This window comes from Cysteiniphilum halobium (assembly GCF_003574425.1).
GTDB lineage: Bacteria > Pseudomonadota > Gammaproteobacteria > Francisellales > Francisellaceae > Caedibacter > Caedibacter halobius.
Window position 1 is genome coordinate 99,746 of the sequence record NZ_QLIU01000022.1, and the last position, 21,400, is coordinate 121,145.

A 21,400-nucleotide genomic window follows, 5' to 3' on the forward strand; every position below is an offset into this window, starting at 1 on the left:
CAATCACATACATGATTTACTATAGTCTGTTACTGAAGAGTTTGAGATATTGACATTTGATAGTATCTGTTTATCTTCATAAGGAGGGAAGCTACCGTTATTAGCTAAATTGCTGATACACATTGTAGAGTTAGAGATATAAACTCCTTTGGCTGCGCTTGAGAACCAATAGGCATAGACATCAGCAGGGTTAAAATGGTGTGTAAATTGACTTCCTTGTGCAGCCCAAATAACAGATCTTTCTGTGTCAGAAACAAAGTGGTCAAATTTCACTTTATAGCTCCTACCACTCGTGATGGTGCCTAGATTATCTTGAACAAAAACAGAGTTATCTCCGCCTGAGTAGTGGATGTTATTAAATGTGAAACTATACTTTGGCGTATCAGAACTTTCGCTTACCAATTCAACCATTGCTGATATTATGTCATTTCTATTAGTTGATACAGATGCATCATTAATAAGGTTTAGGTTACTTAATTTTCCCGGAGCATAAAGTATAATTTGATCGTTGTAGCGCGCATCTCTATAACGATGTAAAGATGCTTTGTTGTCTCCATCAATGACTATTCCTGCTGGAATATAAATGCTATGATCAATGATGTACTCTTTTGGTGCAAGCTTAATAATTACCGGATGATCTGCATCAAGCTTTGGGTTAATATGAGGGGAAGTTTGTGCTAACTTAATTAGTTCGTCTAAAGATTGCCAATCTTGGGCCTTGATTGTTCTATCGGCAACTTCATCCTTAATAATGTTATTTAAGTCATTAATTTGCTTATTTAAGGCAGCAATTTTCCCTGAGTAGATTTGATCCAGCTCATCAACGTTCTGCTGTGCTTTAGTTGCATCATCACTTGCTGTTTGAGCCTTGGCTTTTGCATCTTCTGCAGTAGTTTTAGCGTTTTCAGCATTATTTTCTGCATTGGTAATCCGTTGATCAAATTGATCCACTTTGTCGGCGGATTCTTTGGCTTTTGTTGCTATATCCTTAGCCTCTATAGCGCTAGTTTTTGCCTCTTGTGCATCGACACTTGCCTGTTGTGCTTTATTCTTAGCCTCTATAGCGCTAGTTTTTGCCTCTTGTGCATCGACATTTGCCTGTTGTACTTTACTTTTAGCATCCGTAGCATCAGTTTCTGCATTAATAAGACGCGTATCAAAGGTTGCAACCGTTTTTATTGCCTGTTGTGCTATTGTATTTGCACTATTAGCGGTTGCTGCTGCAGTGTCGGCTTGAGTCTTGGCTGTTGTCGCTGTTGTTTCAGCGTTATTGGCATGTGTTTCAGCATTTGCTGCCTGTGTGGAAGTTGCATTAAGTGGATCTTCCCAGCCATTAAGTGCTGTAATTAAACTTCCAAGTGATGGTAAGTCATGAGGGTCAAGATGTGGAACGTTAGCATTAGCAATGGTGCTAACCCCTAGTGTGAACCCACAGATCAATACTTTAATTTTCATCGAATTTTCTCCTGTTGATATGATATTTTTTATGAACTATAAAATAATTTGTTGGTGCTAGTGATGTTGTTAAAAATGATATCCAATGCTTAATGACAGATTGAATATATTAGGCACATAGCTACTGCCGTAATATGGTGAGTAAACATCTTTACCAATTCCAAAAATATATTGTGCTTCCAATCCAAGTGTTAATGAATATGGCAATAAATATTGATAACCTACTGCAACAAAAGGTCGGATGTTTGTGTTGTTTATCTTTTTCAACGCGGGGTTATCATAACTGGCAATAGTAGTTGTTGGATTAAACTGAGAGAAAATAATTGCCGGGCCACTGGATAATATGACCTCACTGTTAATTGCAGGAAGAGGTAAGCGTGCGCTTACTAAAATATTAATTCCAGAAAAGGACATTTTAATGTCACCATTGGGGAATTTTACCTTACCATTACTATCCCTCAGTTGAGCATCGGTATTGAATGTATTCCAATATCTTATACCAAATGTTAGATATCTCCACGGCCGTATTCCAAACTCGGCAGCAAAATAAGGAGAGTAACGTTTGGCTGGCTGGTAAATATCATAAGTCCCAACATCCGAGCGAAAAACAGCTTGTTCAGATTTTGGGAAAGCTTTATAAGATAGCCCGCCATAAACATTTATATAAAACCAGTCATTTGCAGCAAGCGCGGTTCTGCTGTCATCTTCGCTTAATGATATTTGGATAGCAGTATCTAACTCAGATACTGAATTAATGGGTTTACTATTTGCATAGCTTATGCTTTGTATAAAGAATAAAGCCGGTAATATAAAATAAATTTTTCTCATCAAAAATCTCTACTAGGTTATAAAACAGAGGCAATTATTAGGGAAAAACATCATCGGAGCGATGTTAGTCTAAAAAACCGGACAGAATGATGATTTTTTTAACAAAATGCTGCTTATTGTTGTAGTGCCGTAGGGTGGGGCAATCTTGATTGAGTAGACAGTGTTTAATTATTATGTATAATATGCCCATGATATCACCGTCATGCATAAATAGATGCCAACGATTCAAGAAGTGCACAAATGGAGCTTTGCAAAACATAGAAATGCGTTAAAGAGATTAATGTACCCTGTGATTGATAAATTATATGCTACTGGGTTGTCTTATACGAGATTATTTGCAAATGGAGAAGTCATTAACGTACCGGTTCTAGAGCATGACATATATGGTGCCTGGTTAGAAGGGAGTCCAACTAAAGATCCTGCATTTTGTTTAAGCAACCTCACCAAAATTCCAAAAATGATATGGTATCATGAATTAAGTGCTTTTTTATGCAGTGACGATCAATCTAGTTATGCTTTTATTAGAAATATCAATAAATTTGATTATTGTTTGACTTACCTTAAATATAATGACGATAATTCAATTAGCAGACTTTCAGTGCTGACTTCATATACTGTTATGGGTTTTTTTAGCGATAAACAGCTTTTGTTAGATCAATGCATAGCGGCAATTGAATCCTATTTATTTGACTGCAAGACACGTATTGCTCTAGAGTTTGATATTTCAAATGATATTTCTCCTATTATTTTTAAGGGGACTAATGAGAATATAGTTGTTGAGTTTTTATCTAGATTGACAACTCAAGAATTAGCTTGTCTTAAACTAATTTATACTGGATATTTTGAATCAAAGGAAATTGCATTGAAATTGCATAAATCACCTAGAACAATTGAAGGAACAATCGCGCGACTTTCACAGAAGCTCAGTTGCAATAACAAATATGAGTTAGCGGTTAAAATAAGTAAAATGCATGATGTGATGCGTTGTTTGATGATGAAAGGCTGGTAGATAAAAGCAAATAGCTATTGTTTTAATAATTACAATAAAACTAGAATATAAATCAACCTATGGAGTTCTAATGGAGTTTGCAAATCAAAAATGTACCTTGCAAGACATACATCACTATCATTGGAAAAAACATGAGCATACCTTTAATAAGATTGTTCAATCTATGAATCTACCGTTTGATATTGAGGGTTTGACTTATACGGAAACTTTTAATTCAGGAGTAGCAATTACTATTCCATTAAAATACCTGGAGAGCTTTTATGATTGGGCTCAGTCTGAAAAAGCATATATATCTTCTTTTCTAAACGTACTTAATCGCCCAAAAGTTGTGACATTAGAGGAACTAAATATTTGCTCCAAAGATAGTTATCCATATCACTTATCCCTTGTAACACAAGAAGCATTTAACATTTTGCCTATTCAGTATCTCAAGATAGGGAATCAATCAATCGCTAATTTATGTATATTCATTAAAAAGACTAACTACCTTGAGGTTAGCATTCAATATGCGCATCTTAATGTTCTTGCTTTAACGCGAAAACTATTTGATTCATTGCGCCAAGAATATCATTACTTAGTTCGTGATTTTTTGGTTAATACAAAACAGGGTCAACTGTGTTTTAAACAACATAACATGCCAAAAATATTTCCCGATTTAACAAGATCAGAAAAGTCATTTTTATTGGCAATATGTCAAGGGCTTTATGAGACAAAGCAAGTTGCGATATATTTAAATCGATCTGTTCGAACAGTTGAAGGTTTAATGCGTAGTGTTTTAGATAAGTTAGAGTGTAAGAATAGATATGAACTCTTTGTGAAAATAGGAAATGATTATTCATGTTTAAGCCACTTAATAGCCGGTAATGAAAAGTTATCTATGTGTTAAGTCAATTTATTCTGGGTGAGCTATATCTACGTGTGCTTATGGAGCAGCAAATGAATACAGTAGAGGAAATCTACACAAAAAGTTACAAAAGGTATGTATGTAAATTAAATAAAATCTTAGAGAGTGCAAATTTAGCTTTATCTGTAGAGTCGTTAATATACCATCGTTGTTATTCTCATGGTGGCGTGTTGGCACTACCGTTATTGGTAAATGATAGCTTGAGCGATTATTATACTTCGCCTGAGGCGGATAAAAGAATTTTTCTTGATTTTGAAACCTTGCTATTATCTCCTACGATTAATGATGTTGGTTATAAGAATGCAGTATATCAATCACATAATAATTCTTTTTGTGTTGATCATATTCTTACCAAGGAGGTAAGGCATGCTTTGCCATGGCATTTGCATTATCACCATGACTATTCAATTAGTTTTTTGTGTATATTTTTAAAGAAAAAAGATGCTCTTATTGCAAATAAATTATTTTATGGAGGACATTTTAGGCAGTTACATCAAGCGCTTGATCAATTGGTGTCGCAGAATACTATGGATATTGATTTAGATGCATTCACATTCAAAAATGTAAATCCATCCAAAAATTTGCTTACAAAATTTATACCCACCCCTCAGTTTAGCGAATTGACGTATACTGAGAATCTATGCTTTTTAGCTATTTATAATGGTCATTATGAGGTTAAAGCACTTGCATTATGTGTTGGCCGTTCACCGAGAACCATTGAGGGATTGATTGCTTCAATGGTACAAAAGCTAAGAGTGAACAACCGTTATGAACTCTTTGTTAAAATATCCCAATCACATGAACACAGAAGATACTTAGCATATATCAATTATATGAACTGAGAGTTTTTTATATTCAATCTATTGCACAATTAGTATTTTTCTTCATCATTAATGATTTTGAGAAAGGGTAAAGTAAATGAGAAATTGGATCCTTCAAATAAATAATCGATTAATTGTTCATCACCTTTACAAAGTAAATTAGTATAGTGCTTAGCTAAAGCAAGCTCATATGCAAATCCGTGCCTATCCATCGCAAAATTATTATTTTGTTCATACATTAAATACTCTGCTCGGATTGTATCGTTTTCCAGTTCTAAAAATGGCATATTGCCTTTAAATTCAAATGTCACATAAAGTTTGTTATGCACTCCATCTTTGCCGGTAATTTTTAAGTTAATATCGCTTTTTAGAGAGTGTTTATTAATTCCTTTTGTATAATTAGCGAGTAGCGTTCTAATAATGTGGCGAAGTTTTCTACAATCAACATTTAACTTTTGTTTTGACTGTTCATCCATCTCGAATGACACTTTAACATCATATTTAGCATTAATTAAGGCATTGGCAATACCAATTTCTGGTGCAATTAAATCTTCTAAGTACATAGGGATGCTATTTTCTTGGTTAGTGTGTTTAAGATCTTCATCTTCGCTGATAATTGTGCTATTAATCTTTTGATACATGGTATACATTTCAGATAAGCTTTCGTTGATTTTGTAGAGTTGATTATTCACAGCAATTTCAAGGCTTTCTGGAATAGTAGTAGACTCTATTAATTTTTCCCCAATAGTATTAATGGCAAGCGAAATATTTTTAAGAGCATCTATCCACTCATAGCCGTATGATCTAATGTAATTTCGTTGAAATGCTAACTTTTTCTCCAATTGATTCTTTTGTTTTATGGTTTCTTCTTCAAGGCGTTTACGTTCGGTGATGTCGATGGAAATACCGGATGTGCCAATAATGTTTTTATTGGCATCATATAGTGGGATGATAGTAGCATCAAAAATCTTCAACTTACCATATTTTTTATCAACAATAGATTCTTCAAAATTTAGTTTTTTTCCTGTTTTTATAACCTCTCTATGGTGTGAAATAATTTTATCGGCCATTTTTTTAGGATAAAGGTCATAGGGTGTTTTTCCCAATACCTGTTCTTTGGACTCTATGCCAGCTGCTTTTGTTGCAGATGAACTAAAGCCAATTATTCTCTGTTTTAAATCCAGCCAATAAACTGGCTCTGGAATCAATTCAGCAAAAGATTCAAATTCTGGAGTAGCATCAGTATTTGTTGACATATTGTGATTCCTTAACTGTTTATATCTGCAAACTGTAGCATAGCAGTAATATCTAAAAGCTCTAAAGTATAAAGCAATGGTGCTATAAGCAACAATCCACCAATAAGTGATGAAATTGCTTTTTTATGTGATTTGAAGAATTGCAGTGTTTTTAGTTGCATTGCATTTATAAATTTCCTAGTGTTTCCTCGATGTTTCTCTAATTCAAAAAACTGGGATGAATTTTCTAAACCTGTATTAAAAATTGAGTTTAATTTTTCAATATAGACTTTTAACTGTTGGTCACTGGATATTGTCCATTGAAAATCTATCATCTTAAATATGGATTCCGTTTTGTTTTGCAAAATAGCAGTACTGTTACTTTTAATAAAATGACCATTTTTACTGTCAGTGTGCCATCCCATGCGTAATAAAAATCGTCCAATTAAATCACAGTCATCATTGTGTTGTAAATAGTTAACTAGTCTGTCAATAAAAGTTTCAAAATTTACGATGGTGATTGTGTGATTTTTCGCACTCAGCATTTTAGATAATTTAATTTTATTTGGATTAAATAGATGATGAGTACGATTGCTTAACTCACATTTATCAAACATTTTCACGATAGCTGTTGCCGTTACATCGGCAGGTGAAATCTCAACTTCATTCATATTGTTAGCTATACAACCTAATTTGCGGATAAAGATAATATAGGTTGCAAATGCATTGTCTTTAACATCTTCCTGTACTTTGCTATTGTGTTGCATAAAGGCTAAGTTACCAACACGATAAACACTACTGTTAATTCCTCTTTCACGCCACTTAATGGTATTGATTTCACCGAGGTATTTGGTTTTGGTATATGGTGAGTTACATTCACCATCAAGGGTTAATTGATCATCCTCAGTGAGAACCGTTTCATTGGCAATGCCTGTCATGACAGAGTAAGTGGAAATATAATGGAAATCTTTTAAATGAGTTAATTCACAAAGTTTAAGTAAATTGATGGTTGATGTGACATTAGCGTTATAAAATACTTGTTCAATACCATAGTGTTTTGCTAACGCAGCACAATGGATAATGCTATCGATATTTTGCGTTAGTTGATGATATTGATCATCTGATATGCCTATTTGCCTTTTTTCTAAATCACAGGGGATATAAACCACACGACCAGCAAAGTTATCTTCTAAAGACATATCAAAGTAAAATTGGTATTTATGCGCTATACGTTCCATTGCATGTGTCTTATCTTTTGCTCTAATACATAGGAAAACTCTATAGGTTGTTAATGTTAATAACTGATTGAGCAGGTTGCAACCCAAAAAACCAGTGGCTCCAGTTAATAAGACGTTATGAATCGGTTTGGTCCTATATTTTACTGTTGGCGTGCTGGCTATTTTAGATAAATATTGCTCTTTTTTAAGCAATCGTGCTGAATTAAGCTTTTCATGTTTTTTGATCCGTTGGTTGGCATATTTTTGTTTGATTTGTTCTAGCTTAGAAATCAACAAATCATGGGTAATTCGCTTATTATGCGCGAGCTTTCTTGGTGTACGTAAATCAAAAATTTCAGCGACATCGATCTCAAGATTTGATTGTAACACGATTGACAGTTGGATTGCCTTAATAGAATTACCGCCAAGCTTAAAAAAATCATCCTCAATGCCTATTTTTTCAATAAGCAGCACATTAGAAAATGCCTGACAGACAATTCTTTCTTGCTCTGTTCTTGGTTTAATATAAGTTTGAGTGCTTTCAAAGCGAATCTCAGGTAAAGCATTAATATCAATTTTGCCATTAATAGTTAATGGTATCTCATTAATTTGCAAGGCAGCAATTGGCACCATGTAATGTGGCAGCTTGTTAGTCAGCTTATCTAGTATTGATTCAGGATTAATTTGTTGATTCGCCGTGTAATAAGCAAAAAGATATTGTTCATTATTAATTGCTCTATTGATAACAACAGCTTGTTGAATTCCCGTGATATTGCTTAAAGCATATTCAACTTCAGACAGCTCAATTCTAAATCCGCGGATTTTAACTTGCTTATCCTTGCGTCCAATGTACTCTAAATTACCGTCAGGTAGCCATCGAACTAAATCCCCTGTTTTATACAAATGGTTATAACCATTGGCTTTATCTGTTTCAGTAGCAAATGGATTCGGAATAAATTTCTCAGCAGTTAACTTAGGGTTGTTAAGATAACCACGTGCCAGGCCTGAACCACCAATATATAATTCACCAATAATACCGATTGGCACAAGGTTGTTACATAGATCAACAACATAGCATTTATTATTGGTAATTCCCTTGCCAATATTTGTACTGGATTTACCATGGTTGTAGTGATGCATAGTAGTACATACTGTTGTTTCAGTTAATCCATAAGCGTTAATGAAATTTCTATTTGGCGACCATTTATTTACTATTGAATGATTACATGCTTCTCCACCTGTGAGTAAATATTGTAAGCTATTCATGTTATCAGTTGACAGTATCCCAAGCATAGTTGGTGGTAATAAAGCAGTCGTGATTTGATGACTAGTAATATATTGGCTAATGTAGTTTCTGTCAGTTTTTGCTTCATCTGAGATGATGTATAATTGAGCGCCAAAGCTTAATGCACCAAAAATCTCCCATACTGAGGCATCAAAACCAATAGATGCAAATTGCAAAATTTTTGATCTTGTATTGATATTTAAGCTTTCCTGCTGTGAAAATGCCATATTACATAAACTTTTGTGCGATATGCAAACCCCTTTAGGTTGTCCAGTTGTTCCCGAAGTATAAATCACGTAAGCCAAATCATTTGCTGTGCTTATCGGTATTAAGTTCTCAATTGGTAAGCCTTTGTAGCAATGACTATCAAGCGCAATGATATTTGCATTTGAAATAGATGATAATCTTGAGACATACTGTGATTGTGACAGTACCAAAGACGCTTTGGTGTCATCAAGTATGTATTTAACTCTTTCATCGGGATAACTCAGATCAATTGGTACATAAGCAGTCCCTGATTTTAAAACACTCAAAATACCAATAACCATTTCTAAACTTTTATCTAAAGCTATCACGATTAAAGTATCAGGCTCAATGGTGGCAATTGATCTTAAGTACCTTGCCAGTTGATTGGCTTTGACATTTAACTGAGCATAGCTAAGTTGTTCGTCTTCAAAAACAATGGCGATATTATCTGGATTTTTTTTGACTTGTTCTTCAAATAATTGATGGATCGTTTTATCTTTTGGGTAGGGCTTATCAGTATTATTCCAATTACAGAGCCGTTTCTTTTGATCAGTTGACATTAACTCATAGCTGGATAATGCTCTATCTGTATCAGCTAAGACTGCATTGATCAAATTTTCAAAATATTCAATGAAATAGTTAGGAATATAGTTTGCATCATAAACGATTTCATAACACAAAGCAGTTTTATCATATGTAAAACTCAGCGTAGTTGTTTTGTCACCATAGAAAAATTCTAAATGCTTAACTTCAAGATTATTCAACTGCATGGGGTGAGAGAAAATACAGGTTTCGATGACTGATATATTTGGCTTTATATCAAACTTTAATGCTTTCTGTATTTCCTCAAATGCAATTTCTTGATAATTTCTATCTTCTTTATACTGTTGTTTTATATTATAAAGCAAGTCAGCAAAAGTCATATCTGGCGACAATTGCACACGCATAGGAAATATGCTTACAAAATAACCGATTATCTTGTCAAATTTATTAGGTCGTATGTTTTTAGGGTAAGATAACAGAATATCTGTTAAGTGAAAGCATTTAAAAATAAAGACACTCATCAATGCATTGAGAAAGATAAATGGGGTTATTTCATGTGCTTTAAGCAGATTTTTTAGGGCTTTAGAGTCGATATTTAGCCGTTTACGATTAATTTTCCCTGTTTCATCATGCATGTATTTAGCCAGTTCATTTTGCTGACACCCTTTAAGGTAGTTTTGCCAGTAGTCAACTGCTTCTTTTTTCTTGTTAGCGATTATTGATGCTTCATATTGCAAATAATCTGCTAAAGGATAGGTTTTGAATTGGTTAATGGCTTCTAAGCCATCGTTATAAAGTTTTTCAAAGACTTCACTAAAGACAATCGCTGTGAGTCCATCTGATATAATATGATGCCAGACAAACTGAAAATAATGTGTGTGATCATCTGCTTGGATTAAAATGGCTCTAAATAACCAATCTTTTTCAAGGTTAAATGGCTTGGCTCTTAATACTTCAATTATATTAAGGGCTTCTTGCTCAGTTGCATTATTAAGTCTCTGATAAATCAATTCACCAACAAAATGATCAAGTATGACTTGAGATGCTTTACCATCCTTTTCAATAAACCGTGTTTTAAATGCTTCAAAATGATTACCAATCGTCAGATAAATTGATTTAAATTTCTCTTTATCTAAGCTGCCCTCAACACGATACGATACAGAAATATTGTAGTTATTTGCCTTTGGATCGAGTTTGTATGCGTACCATAATTCATCTTGTTGTTTTGTTAACTGAAGGCACATCACTTCCTACCCCACTCTTACGTTTAGTGCTCTTTTTTATGTGTAATAGCATATCCACAAATAGTATCATCATGCCAGTAACAAGTAGTAATATAATCTCTCAAACAAGGTGAGATGTTGTGAGATAGGTGCGATTTTAATTTATGAGTGAAAAATTATTGCAGGGTCAAAAAGCTTTAAAAGTTCAAAACTTGGTAGCCAACGCAGGTGAGATAGAAGTGAATGATTCTTATTATAAGGTTTCAGTAATAGTCCAAGTTGATCTTTGAAATCTGTCTTAAATCCAATAATCTTATCTATTAATTCTGATCGCTCCGACAATTCAGAAATTGCTTCCTGAATGGCAAAAATATTCTGTTTTTGTTTAATCATATTCTGCCATTGATGATAATATCGATTAAGCTTCTGTTGAGATGTATCAGGTAAGTAAATAATGTATTGCATTAGATGTTTGTATTGAGCACTTAAATCTAAATGCTGGACATAGGCACAAAAATGGCAGGCAAGTGCGAGATTGCTGAAATGATTATTGGTATAATCAAGATCAAGATTGATGATATAAAGCTCAGTGTCTTGTTGTTGGCAGAAATGGCAATATGACGACTTTTCAATCAGTTTTTGTTTGCAATCTTTGTATTTAGGAGCATTAAGACGTTTTAAAAAGGAATGACTATTATTGGAAGAAGCCAGAAGTCTTAGTTTAATATCAGGATTTATCATGATGTAAAGACTCGTAAAGTTGATATTCTTGTTGCAATGCTTTTGTCACATTATCAATCATGGGTGAAGAAAAAGGCATCTTTAGTGAAAGCTCAAACTGCCAATGTGAGATAATGGCAGCCCCTTCACTGAAAAAAGTTTTTCTACCAACATTATTTAGGGCATACCATAGGGTGCGGTTAATTGTTTTTAACCACAAAAAAGATGAAGCGGGCACAATGCCTCCTTTTCTTGCGGTGTTTAACAGTGAACACAACACGGTATAAGTGTAGTGATGTCCTTTTATAATTTTCTGAATTTCATCGTGGGCAATACATTCCACCGCATACTTATTTAAATGTTGATTTAATTTATATCTGTTGATAAAGTTTTTAAGCCTATTTTTATGATGACTAAACTCGAAGTTTAAATAACTCAAAAGCTTATCAGCCTGTTTACGTTTATCCAGTATATACAGGGAAAAAGCAGTAGCTAATCCAGATACTTCAAGGCTTTCCTGTGCTACATTGCCACAATGCTTACCAAGTTGTTGACTTAAATTGTTATGTAGCGCTGTTAGGTTGAGTTGCTTATCGACGATTAAAGAATGTTGTTGCAAATATTCAATCGGGGTTAATGCTGTGCTGAGATTTATATTGGGTTGTGTCTCATTTTTTGGCGTATAAACTTTGCTAAAACGTTGAGCAATAAATTGAGATAAGCTTTGCATTGCAAAGGTTTGTCGATATTTTCTATTAGGGTGGAAGAAAAAGGTAATGGTAATAAGTATTATGCCAATGCTCCAAAAAATAACTGTTAAAGCCTCGCTAATGTTGTAACCTAAATATTTGAGCTGTTTGAGTGTGACAGTTGACTCTAATACATGATTACACCAATTCATGAGCATGCCATAGTGTCCATCCCAAAGCATAATGATGGACAACTCAAAACGTTTTACTACAAATATTGCCCTAATCAGTTGGTTATGAAAAATCCAGTAAAACAATAATAGCGCCAATAAAATGATGGCAATGATATAGGTTGGTGTCATGCCGTCATCATTACTGCTATTAGCAGAGTTAGTCATTATTATCCCCCAATAGTTGATCAATGTTGATAACGCCCTTATCAATTAGGCTAAGTAAAGTGTCATAAATAAATAGAACCTGTATTAGATCGAATTGTGTGTCGCTAATACTTTTTGTCATTGAGCTATCAAAAACATAAAGATAGTTGTTATCAGCTTGTGAAATTAATGTTTTGATAAAAATCTCTATGTGAGTCAATTTATCAAAATCTTTTTGTTGTTGATTCTCAATAAAGATCAGATGATGCTCTTGAGTGAGATGTTTTATGATATTGGTTAAGGTCATCATTTGGCGCTCTTTTTAGATGTTGTGTTGGTATTAGTTGGTGTTTGTTGAAATAAGTCCTTCAAGGTAATTTGTGCTTTTTGCTGCGAATATTGCTTTGAAAGCTGGCTGATATGCTTAAGTTTTTCAAGAATTTGTACTTTATTTTCACTCAGCTTAATACCTAGCATTGTATTGAGTTTATAAAATAGCTTTTGTAACTCTTGAGCATTGATCAAATGCAATGTCATATTTGATTGTGTCAAATCAAAATAATCGTTATTGAGTTTATCTTCTAGATCAATAGCATCAAATAGCAAGCTACCCTTTAGAATAGAGTTGAGGTCGTTAATAGTATCATTTTCATTATTTCTAACCTGGGTATCTTTTTCCTGCAAAATATGATGGCCTAGCTCAGTGTCATCGTCTAAAAATGGCCTATCCTCTGAATTTAAGTTATGCATATTATTTGCCATGCCTTCTTGGAGTAAGGCTGAGCTTAACGGTAATGCATCTAGTTTCTTATAGTGATGCTTACCAAATGCAATTTTGGCAGATTCAATAAACGCAATGCTATGAGGTTCAACTTTCAGAAAGTGATTGATCGCAATGTATTTTGTTTTTTTAGGTGCAGCATAAAACGATCGCATTCTGATAATATTTGATTTAAAAAATACATGTGCTTCACCTGGTAATTGATCTTTTAAATCCATAAGGTCAAGTCGGGCTCGTTTCTCAATACCTGCTTCTTTAGAGTCTTTATAACCTAAGCTGTTACCATCTTGTCCCATATTATAGCTTCTAACAGTTGATACATAGGCTTCTCCAGCGGTTTTGTTAAAAAAGTCCCATGTCTCAGTAGGGTCTTCTAATTTCATACATAGCTTGATGTTTGTATTTGCAAAAATTGAAGCAGCCTCTTCTTTGGATGCTTTTTGGAAAGCAGGTATATCTTGTCCTGCAAAGACGACAGAGAAACCAAGTGATCGTGCTTGAGCAGGAACAACCGCAAATCCTTCTACAGCATAATAGCCATACTCATCTAGAATACATAAGAAAGGTGTATCAGAATTAGAGGGTTTGGATTCGATAACTTTTTTATACTCACCTTGTATTTTTGAGCCCAATCCTGCAGCAAGCATTGCTTTTAATGAAGCAATAATCAACTTCCCTAGATTTGAGAGTTCATCTGGTGACTTCTCTAGTGCGGGTAATAAAACGACTAAAATACGGCGATTTAGAATAACGTCACTAAAATCAACATCTGCAAGATTAGTACGCATAATATGTGCATAAACATCTGCAAGTGAACCGAATATACGAGTTAATTGCATCGTAATGTAGCCATGCTGTTCATATGTTTTATCAGATTGCTTGCCTACGTTTTTTTGCTGATAACCAGGTAGTGTTGCAAGATAGTTATACATTGGGTCAGTAACGTCAGCAGGAAGTTTTTCTTGTATGACAACTGTATTATTATTGTGATCAAGAATTTTTTGTTTATGAAGTAAATCTTCGACAACATCAAGGATAAAATACCTACGAATAGTATTGGCCTCAAGTAGTAGATAACCTTTGTCTCTAAGATAAACAAGTAAACGCATTAATGCTTCAACAAAAGAGATCGCCCTTCCTTTCCACATATCCCCATCACCTCCACCGCTATCTGAAGAGGACATCATGCTAACAATTAATTGTGATAGCATGCTTGAAGAGCCCAAGGCAAAGGGATTAAGTGTGTTAGAGATCATATCTTTTTGTGGCCCAATGATATCTTCAGCACCAGTCATATAGTTAATTACTAGTAAATCATCTTCACGACCCATGAATTTAGCCATTGAAAAAACCTGAGCATAGAGTGAGTTATCACCTTTCCCATCAACATAAATAAAACCTGAACCTTGAGAGAGCGCATTAAAAGCGATTGAAAGTAAAGTTTGTGTTTTACCTGAGCCTGTTGATCCAAGGATTAATGCATGGGTACGCATATCCTCATCACTAAACCAGATTTCTTGTTTGCTGGCAATTTCATTACCAAAGAAATAGAGCCCAGAGGGTTTGGATATTTTTTTTTGTGCTAGATTACTATTTGATAAATCGGGATGCTTGGCACCTAAAGGTAGACGAAAAGGGAGTTTTGGTATTTGCCAAAAGGCATTCCAGAAAATAACTAGAATAAACACAAACAGCAAGTCACTGATTAGTGGTAGCCAAGTCAAGGTAATCAGTGATAACAAAATCAAGCAGATACTTCCTAGGCGTGATGAGCAAAGTTCATAAAGTTGAAAAACTAAGCCTCGAGTATCACGAACGCTTTCACTTGGGCGTGCTTCTTGTGCACGCGAGAGTCCTCTTAAACCTTTACTCATTTGGATAATATTTTTCGGTTAGTTTTTCACGACCAAACGACCATTCGCGTAAATTCAATAGAAATACCCATAGCGTTATTTGATAGCGGTTTAGTATAAAAAGGAGAATACAAGTTCCAATACTCAAAGATACTGTCCAAATCCTAAAATGAAATAAGCAGAGTAAGATTGGGATAAATACTTGTGCTTCAATAATAAAAAATTTTGGCTTTCTGCCTGAATCTCGCCAGTGAGCTTGGGTATTGTACATTTGTAGATCTCTTTAATCAGTTGTGGTGGGGTTGACAATACAAATTGTAAGTTTGTTCATTGATGTATCCTTTGTGCAATAATTTGGTTGCATCATGGGTCAGAGAGGTTTGGTTTTGCTCCATCGCTTGCTTGATAATACTTGCCACTAGCTCATTTGATGAAGATAACAGCTTCGCTTTAAGTGCTGCATCAAATATAATGTATTCTCTTAAGGCAATCCTCTTGCCATTACTACTTGGAACAAGTGTTTGCCAGATAATTGCAGCAACCGTGCTAAAGAAATCATAATAAATGCGTTGCTTTTCTTCATGCGGAAAAAGCATAAGCAATCGATTGATGGCTTGCGTGACAGATTGGCTATGCAATGTACTAAAAACGCTATGCCCGGTAAGTGCCGCTTCAATGACAGCTGAGATAGTTGCATTGTCTCTCGACTCGCCAACCATGATAGCTGTTGGTGTTCGTCTTAAAGCATTTCTAATGGCATAAGCGAAACTAGGCAAACATCTTGGGACTTCCGATTGTGAGGTAACTGAGTTTGCTGTGTATGACGGCAAAATATATTCTATAGGCGATTCAAAGGTAATAATTTTTTCTCCTGATGTGCTTTTTGATGCTCTTAATGCGAGCATTGATGCCAAAAGCGTGGATTTACCTGAGCCGGTTGCGCCGCATACGATGACAATACCTTCTTTCATAAAGCTTAAATTGATAAGCCCTTCAGGTAATAATAACTCCTCTATAGGTGGTGGTGTTGTTGTTAGTGCTCGCATAGAAACCTGAATTCCTAGTTTTTCGTATTGATTGATCAGGCTGGCATTGACTCTGAATCTTAGCTTTTTATCTAAATTTACTCTATGCGTGTAACTGAAATCTAAATCACTTCCGCTTAGAACTTTAGCAGCGGCATTGCTCCCATATAACAAATTAATAAAGTCTTCAATTTCACTTCCGCTTAGCCCTCTATTTGTTAGTTTTATCTGCTGACCATAGCGAACACCAAAAATTGGACTATCTATTTGCATTGTTAAATCGCTAATATCATTCTCTGCAGCATGAGTGAGCAACATATCATAATGACAATGTAGAAAATAAGGCGGTTCATGTGTAAATAATGTAGGTATTGCAGTCATCATAAAATTACCTCAATTTGCTGGCAAAAGATCATGTAATGGATTGAGCATTGCTTGCCATCGGGTTGGATTATTTTGAAATTGAGGCTCAATCTCCAAATTAACCTCTTTATTATCAATGGCTAAATTATGGCGATCAGACAAAATTGCTTTTGTTGTCGTTGTAACATATGGAGAGGTGATCATATTGCGATTAATCAATTCATAGTACATAAGCATTCCTCGAAAATCTCTGCTTAATTCGTGTATGTTTTGTTTGAAAATATCAATAGCTTGTTCAACACCTTTTTCCCAGCCGTAGTAAAGTGCTAGTTTCCAGATTCTTTTTTCCTGGTCATTGGTTGGCAATACTGAGCGATCAGGGATTTCAGGCTTAGAAAAATTGGTAATAAGATAATCTCGCCAAGTCGGAACATTAGAGACAAAATAGGCTTGCTTTGTAATATGATAGATTTGACCATTAAGTGTGATTTTACGACTATCTGTATTAATACTGGACTTATTGTATCCTGTTTCAATGACAGGTGGTAAGATATGCGCATTAAGTAATAAACCATTGAAATTATAGGTTTGGTATAACATTGCTGATAATTTATCAAGACGCTTATTAATCATATTTTGTCCTTCATAGAGTCCGCTTTGTGTTCCTAATTCTAATGCAGCTTCTTTAACTGCTTTTTGCCTTAATGTGAGATGAGTCCTATCATATTTAACAATCGGAGTATTGCTGGTTAAATTTTCGAGTTGATGTAAATCGATTGTAAGCATGCTTATAAATACCTGACACTGATAACTTTTGCTTCTGTATTAATGTTTAGACTAGCTTGTTTAGCTGTTTGAACAGCAAGGTTTCTTAAAATATTAATTGCAGAATCCTCAATCGGAGCATTAAGCTGGCCAATAATTACGATAATCGGGAATGGGGGTGTTTTACCAAAATATTGCACTTTAAAATGCACTGCTAAACCAATCTGAGTGAGCACATTTTCCAAAGGGCCATAATAAGTAAGCGACAATTTTTTCAAAAGTGCCTGATCTTTAATATTAGCAAAAGGAATTTCTGGGTTTCCATAGCGAATAGCGTTTGAACGATTAAGCTCGTTCAATGATTGTTGTACAGATTCACTGGCATCTTTAAGTTCATTAGTAACAACGTTATTAAGATACTCAGGCTGATATTTTTGAGGTGAATGACTGTCGATATGACTGCATGCACTAAGTAAGAGTAAACTTAAAATTGATAAATGTGTTTTCATAAGTAAATTTTCATCCTGACAAAATTAATCTAAAGGCAATCAAACTAATGATATATTTTTATTATTACGTTTTATCAAAAATATCTTTTTCAACTGAGAATTCCTGAACAGAATCAGTATTGCCCATATTTTTGGAGATGGTTGATTGAAACATTTGAATACCAGGGACAAGGCAGGTTAGTAAAACGCCAAGCACCAGATGGCCTCCACCATTTTTAATGTGTTCACCTTGACTTTGTGCGCCTTGATTGTGGTGTTTTCTAAATAGTTGGATAGCGCTGTATATAAACCACATACCAACTAACGTGGCAACAATAGAAATAAAGGTTTTTATTTGACTAAAAAAAGTGATGATACCTTTTGCCCAAGCTTTGAAATCTCCTGTTTCTCCAGGGGTAGGACCCGCCGCGTAGCTCACCGCACAGGTAAGAAATAAGATAGCGACCACTGCGCAAACTTTTTTAATTGTAGAGCGATTGATTTTCTCCATTTTAGTTCTCCGTTATTTTGGGTTTATGTTTTATAAATTGAGTAAAATGATTTATCCATTGATGTTGCAGTTTAAGTATTGATTCTTAGCCACCATGCCAATACTTTTCGAAATCATAAACATTATTTAAAATGCTAAAGCAAGCCGCCGCATTCATTCCAATTACGCCGGCAATAAGATGGCTAATAACTTGACCAATCCCTCCTTCTCTTTGTCCTTCAGAGACTTTAATTAGAAGAAAAATACCGCGGATCAAAGAAATAAAACCGACAATTGCAAGCAGCGCAAAAATCAAATATTTTTGTGCAATATCTACATCTGGGGCTTCTTCTGCAAGGGATGCATATTCACTGATTGTTTTAATTGGATCAAGTGTCTCGTGTTGGGGGAATAAAGTGATGCTAACCATGTCTAAAAAGCCACTCATTGATAGCAACACAACACCAGCAAAAAACATAAGTACAGTAGTTGAAGGCGCATAGTAACGAAACATTTGCTGTGTTTTGCCATGCTTAGATAGACGAATAATTGCAATAAATAAGATACATAGCCCCATAATGACGCCTATGCCACGGACAAAATCGAAAACCGTGAAATCCATACCGCTTTCGCCTGTTGTGCCAAGTAAGTTTTGGATAATATTAGCGATATACTTTGTAACTGTTGTATCCATGCTATCACATGCGCTTTTGCTTTTAATTTCGCTTAAAATGAATTTTTCGCGACAAATGATTCTCTTTCAATCGAATTGATATAACTTCATCATTTTGTCTTAAACAGCATGGTCTGTTTCTTTATTTTGCAAAATGATACATTTTGTTTCTTTATCTTATTTTTATACTAAATATTTTTACGTAGTTTTACGCTTTTTTTCATAAAATCATTCATATACCATATGCGGCTGTTAAAGAGGTAATTATGTTTAAAGATTTTTGTCATTATGGGGAATATTATGACGCAGCATGAATTTGCTTTTTTTGAAAAGGATAAACTTGGCAGATTAGTAAATATTAACAAACAGTATTTGGCTTACCTTGGGATCGAAGATGAAAAGGAATTATACGGTAAGAGTGAGGTAGATATAGCAGAGTTAAAACCATTTCACAAAATCTATTCAACGGGTGAAAAAGAAGCTCGTCTACTTAAAGGCGTTTCAATACAAAAAGAGTTGTTTTATTTTAGCGATAAAGGCCCTGAGTCAATTATTACGACAAGAACATATCTCAACTTAGAAAAAGTTGAGATTAGAGGTTTCTTTTTTAAAATAGCAAAGACCCCCGTAACTTGGGATGGTAAAAATCTGACAATCTGGAATTACTTTAAACCCGTCAAATTATCACTTTTGAAGTTTTATGTATTAACACTAAAATGCAGAGGACACAATAATCTAGAGATTGCTAATCGCATATTTCGTGCCGAGTCTACAGTAAGAAACATTGTTCAAGATCTATATTGTCTTTTTGAATTGTATGATTTCGTCACCCTTACTCGTTACTACGATTTAGGGTGCTGGCTTAATAAATTGACAATACATTTGTTAAGTGAAAAGTTTTAGCTACGACACAGAAGTTCTCAGGCTGGCTGCATTCGCAGAAGGGTGGTTACAGGTAATCCACATATCTTTGATACAACTGAAAGAGGAACTCCCTCTGCGAGCATTGTCTCTGCACCGCACGGGTAATCTGTGTGTCTAGTCCGTTTTTGATATAATCGTGATTGCATAAATATCTCCTTATTACGTATTGCATACACATGCTGAAGTTTGTGATTAAACAACAAACCAACAGTTGGCATTGTTGCATGTAAGGAGTAACAAATCCAATCAATTTGGTCTGTGTAATGAAATGAATTTTTATGTATTGTAACTTTGTGTTTTATTCACTGTGTTATTTTGAGCTTTCCCAGCGAATAGGTGAGCTGAACATATATCCTGTCCCATGTATGGTTTTAATTATTTGAGGGGATTGAGGATCATTTTCTATTTTGCGTCTAATTCTGAGAACCATCATGTCCAAATTTCTATCTAAACCATTATATTCTCTACCATATAGTTTCATAATAAGGTCATCTCTGGACAAAGGTTGTCCATGATGCTCGATGAGTAATTGTAGTACCTCAAACTCTTTGGTTGTCAGTTCAATAGAAATGCCATTATTGTGTGTTAGTGACCTCTCTTTGATATTAAAGCACCAGTCTTTAAAATAAGCGTAGTAAGAGCGTTTTTGTTCTAACTGCATGTTTTGTAATTCAAGTGATCGCCGAAGTACCGCTTTGATTGCGGCTATTAGCACTTTTGGGTTGAAAGGTTTCGTTATGTAATGATCTGCACCGACCTCATACGACAACACTCTGTCAATGTCATCGTCGGAAGCAGTGAGCATAATGGTTGGGATGGGTGATTTTGTATGCAATTTCCTACAGAAATCAATGCCATTCTCTAGAGGAAGATCAATATCTAGTAGGATTAAATCAGGGGGATCCTTTTTAACATGCCTACTTGCATCATGAGCATTAGCCACTGCATATACTTTAAAGTTATTTTGAGTCAGCATGGTTGATAGCAGACTTCTAACTTCACTGTCATCATCGACGATTAAAATAGTTTCTTGCATTATTTCGCTCTTTTAGTAAATTTTATGCTTTAGAGTGGAACATGGCGCTTAACTTGTTAAAACAAAACACAAAGAACACAAAACTTACTCGTATTGCAAAGCGCTTTTATCCGCTAAAGCATCATAGATAGCCTCAGAGTGTATAGAGCAAACAATTATAACTCAATAGCTGTAATCAGCTTTGAGACGTAATATAACTAAAAGAGACAAAATGTGAGTTTTACGCAAAAAGACTTGCAAAATGATTTTTAGTGTTGAGGTTGACTGTGTTTTGGTGATTGTATAATGATTGAGGAAGATGATATTCCTGTTTTTTGGGGCTGTGGTGTAACCCCCCAACTTGCTTTAATGGATGCAAAGTTAGATATTGCCATTACGCACAGTCCTGGATATATGTTTGTGACAGACTTGCTGTCAAGTGATTATTATGAATGCACTTACCATTAGCTG

The 21,400-nt window shown here is 34.7% G+C and carries 20 protein-coding genes; 5 read left to right on the forward strand and 15 right to left on the reverse strand.

The genetic code is table 11. The features are described 5' to 3' along the window. Window positions 1–3 precede the first annotated feature (3 nt). Together DNK85_RS05160 and DNK85_RS05165 are read right to left on the reverse strand one after the other, a co-directional pair. Window positions 4–1,455: a hypothetical protein gene (locus DNK85_RS05160; protein ID WP_119328503.1), complete on the reverse strand. Its 1,452-nt coding sequence runs from the start codon at window positions 1,453–1,455 to the stop codon at window positions 4–6. A 69-nt stretch (window positions 1,456–1,524) separates the two neighbouring features. Further along, window positions 1,525–2,283 (reverse strand): hypothetical protein, encoded by a 759-nt coding sequence (locus DNK85_RS05165; RefSeq protein ID WP_119328504.1) that lies wholly within the window; start codon window positions 2,281–2,283, stop codon window positions 1,525–1,527. A gap of 214 nt (window positions 2,284–2,497) precedes the next feature. On the opposite strand from DNK85_RS05165, the gene DNK85_RS05170 reads away from it, so the two are divergent. The 3 genes from DNK85_RS05170 (at window position 2,498) to DNK85_RS05180 (ending at window position 5,038) form a co-directional block, all read left to right on the forward strand. Further along, window positions 2,498–3,292, forward strand: coding sequence for a helix-turn-helix transcriptional regulator (locus DNK85_RS05170; protein ID WP_119328505.1), 795 nt, complete (start codon window positions 2,498–2,500; stop codon window positions 3,290–3,292). Window positions 3,293–3,362: 70 nt separating this feature from the next. Next, the gene (locus DNK85_RS05175; RefSeq protein WP_119328506.1) at window positions 3,363–4,178 is read left to right on the forward strand and encodes a helix-turn-helix transcriptional regulator; all 816 of its coding nucleotides are present in this window, start codon (window positions 3,363–3,365) and stop codon (window positions 4,176–4,178) included. 50 nt (window positions 4,179–4,228) lie between these two features. Continuing rightward, window positions 4,229–5,038, forward strand: a complete 810-nt coding sequence (locus DNK85_RS05180; RefSeq protein WP_162896537.1) for a hypothetical protein — start codon at window positions 4,229–4,231, stop codon at window positions 5,036–5,038. A gap of 29 nt (window positions 5,039–5,067) precedes the next feature. Here the strand turns inward: DNK85_RS05180 and DNK85_RS05185 are convergent, their stop codons facing one another. The 12 genes from DNK85_RS05185 to DNK85_RS05240 all read right to left on the reverse strand — a co-directional run bounded on the left by DNK85_RS05185 (window position 5,068) and on the right by DNK85_RS05240 (window position 19,011). Then, window positions 5,068–6,273 carry a PAS domain-containing protein gene (locus DNK85_RS05185; protein WP_119328508.1) on the reverse strand — a complete coding sequence of 402 codons (1,206 nt, stop codon included), beginning with the start codon at window positions 6,271–6,273 and terminating at the stop codon, window positions 5,068–5,070. 11 nt (window positions 6,274–6,284) lie between these two features. Then, the gene (locus DNK85_RS05190; protein WP_119328509.1) at window positions 6,285–10,787 is read right to left on the reverse strand and encodes a non-ribosomal peptide synthetase; all 4,503 of its coding nucleotides are present in this window, start codon (window positions 10,785–10,787) and stop codon (window positions 6,285–6,287) included. A gap of 141 nt (window positions 10,788–10,928) precedes the next feature. Then, window positions 10,929–11,507 carry a hypothetical protein gene (locus DNK85_RS05195; RefSeq protein WP_119328510.1) on the reverse strand — a complete coding sequence of 193 codons (579 nt, stop codon included), beginning with the start codon at window positions 11,505–11,507 and terminating at the stop codon, window positions 10,929–10,931. Further along, window positions 11,494–12,573: a secretion/conjugation apparatus DotM-related subunit gene (locus tag DNK85_RS05200; RefSeq protein ID WP_119328511.1), complete on the reverse strand. Its 1,080-nt coding sequence runs from the start codon at window positions 12,571–12,573 to the stop codon at window positions 11,494–11,496. The genes DNK85_RS05195 and DNK85_RS05200 overlap by 14 nt, the downstream gene beginning before the upstream one ends. Continuing rightward, on the reverse strand, window positions 12,566–12,862 hold the full coding sequence (locus DNK85_RS05205) for a hypothetical protein (RefSeq protein WP_119328512.1): 297 nt from the start codon (window positions 12,860–12,862) through the stop codon (window positions 12,566–12,568). Before DNK85_RS05205 ends, DNK85_RS05200 begins: the two co-directional genes overlap by 8 nt. Beyond that, window positions 12,859–15,207, reverse strand: coding sequence for a type IV secretory system conjugative DNA transfer family protein (locus tag DNK85_RS05210; RefSeq protein WP_119328513.1), 2,349 nt, complete (start codon window positions 15,205–15,207; stop codon window positions 12,859–12,861). The genes DNK85_RS05205 and DNK85_RS05210 overlap by 4 nt, the downstream gene beginning before the upstream one ends. Further along, the gene (icmT, locus tag DNK85_RS11765) at window positions 15,200–15,457 is read right to left on the reverse strand and encodes an IcmT/TraK family protein (protein WP_119328514.1); all 258 of its coding nucleotides are present in this window, start codon (window positions 15,455–15,457) and stop codon (window positions 15,200–15,202) included. The genes DNK85_RS05210 and icmT overlap by 8 nt, the downstream gene beginning before the upstream one ends. Before the next feature lie 16 nt (window positions 15,458–15,473). After that, window positions 15,474–16,595, reverse strand: a complete 1,122-nt coding sequence (locus tag DNK85_RS05220) for a type IV pilus twitching motility protein PilT (protein ID WP_119328515.1) — start codon at window positions 16,593–16,595, stop codon at window positions 15,474–15,476. A gap of 9 nt (window positions 16,596–16,604) precedes the next feature. Further along, window positions 16,605–17,360, reverse strand: a complete 756-nt coding sequence (locus tag DNK85_RS05225) for a type IV secretory system conjugative DNA transfer family protein (RefSeq protein ID WP_119328516.1) — start codon at window positions 17,358–17,360, stop codon at window positions 16,605–16,607. A 2-nt stretch (window positions 17,361–17,362) separates the two neighbouring features. Then, entirely contained in the window at window positions 17,363–17,848 is a 486-nt protein-coding gene (locus tag DNK85_RS05230) for a DotD/TraH family lipoprotein (RefSeq protein ID WP_119328517.1), read from the reverse strand. A 64-nt stretch (window positions 17,849–17,912) separates the two neighbouring features. Next, on the reverse strand, window positions 17,913–18,338 hold the full coding sequence (locus tag DNK85_RS05235; protein WP_119328518.1) for a hypothetical protein: 426 nt from the start codon (window positions 18,336–18,338) through the stop codon (window positions 17,913–17,915). A gap of 85 nt (window positions 18,339–18,423) precedes the next feature. After that, window positions 18,424–19,011 carry a hypothetical protein gene (locus DNK85_RS05240; protein ID WP_119328519.1) on the reverse strand — a complete coding sequence of 196 codons (588 nt, stop codon included), beginning with the start codon at window positions 19,009–19,011 and terminating at the stop codon, window positions 18,424–18,426. Between the two features lie 279 nt (window positions 19,012–19,290). Between DNK85_RS05240 and DNK85_RS05245 the strand changes: the two genes are divergently transcribed. Next, entirely contained in the window at window positions 19,291–19,893 is a 603-nt protein-coding gene (locus DNK85_RS05245; RefSeq protein ID WP_119328520.1) for a helix-turn-helix domain-containing protein, read from the forward strand. Between the two features lie 331 nt (window positions 19,894–20,224). On the opposite strand, the gene DNK85_RS05250 is transcribed toward DNK85_RS05245, so the two are convergent. After that, entirely contained in the window at window positions 20,225–20,950 is a 726-nt protein-coding gene (locus tag DNK85_RS05250; RefSeq protein WP_119328521.1) for a response regulator, read from the reverse strand. 282 nt (window positions 20,951–21,232) lie between these two features. Between DNK85_RS05250 and DNK85_RS05255 the strand changes: the two genes are divergently transcribed. Continuing rightward, window positions 21,233–21,397 carry a D-glutamate cyclase family protein gene (locus DNK85_RS05255; RefSeq protein ID WP_268876833.1) on the forward strand — a complete coding sequence of 55 codons (165 nt, stop codon included), beginning with the start codon at window positions 21,233–21,235 and terminating at the stop codon, window positions 21,395–21,397. The last annotated feature ends 3 nt before the right edge of the window (window positions 21,398–21,400 follow it).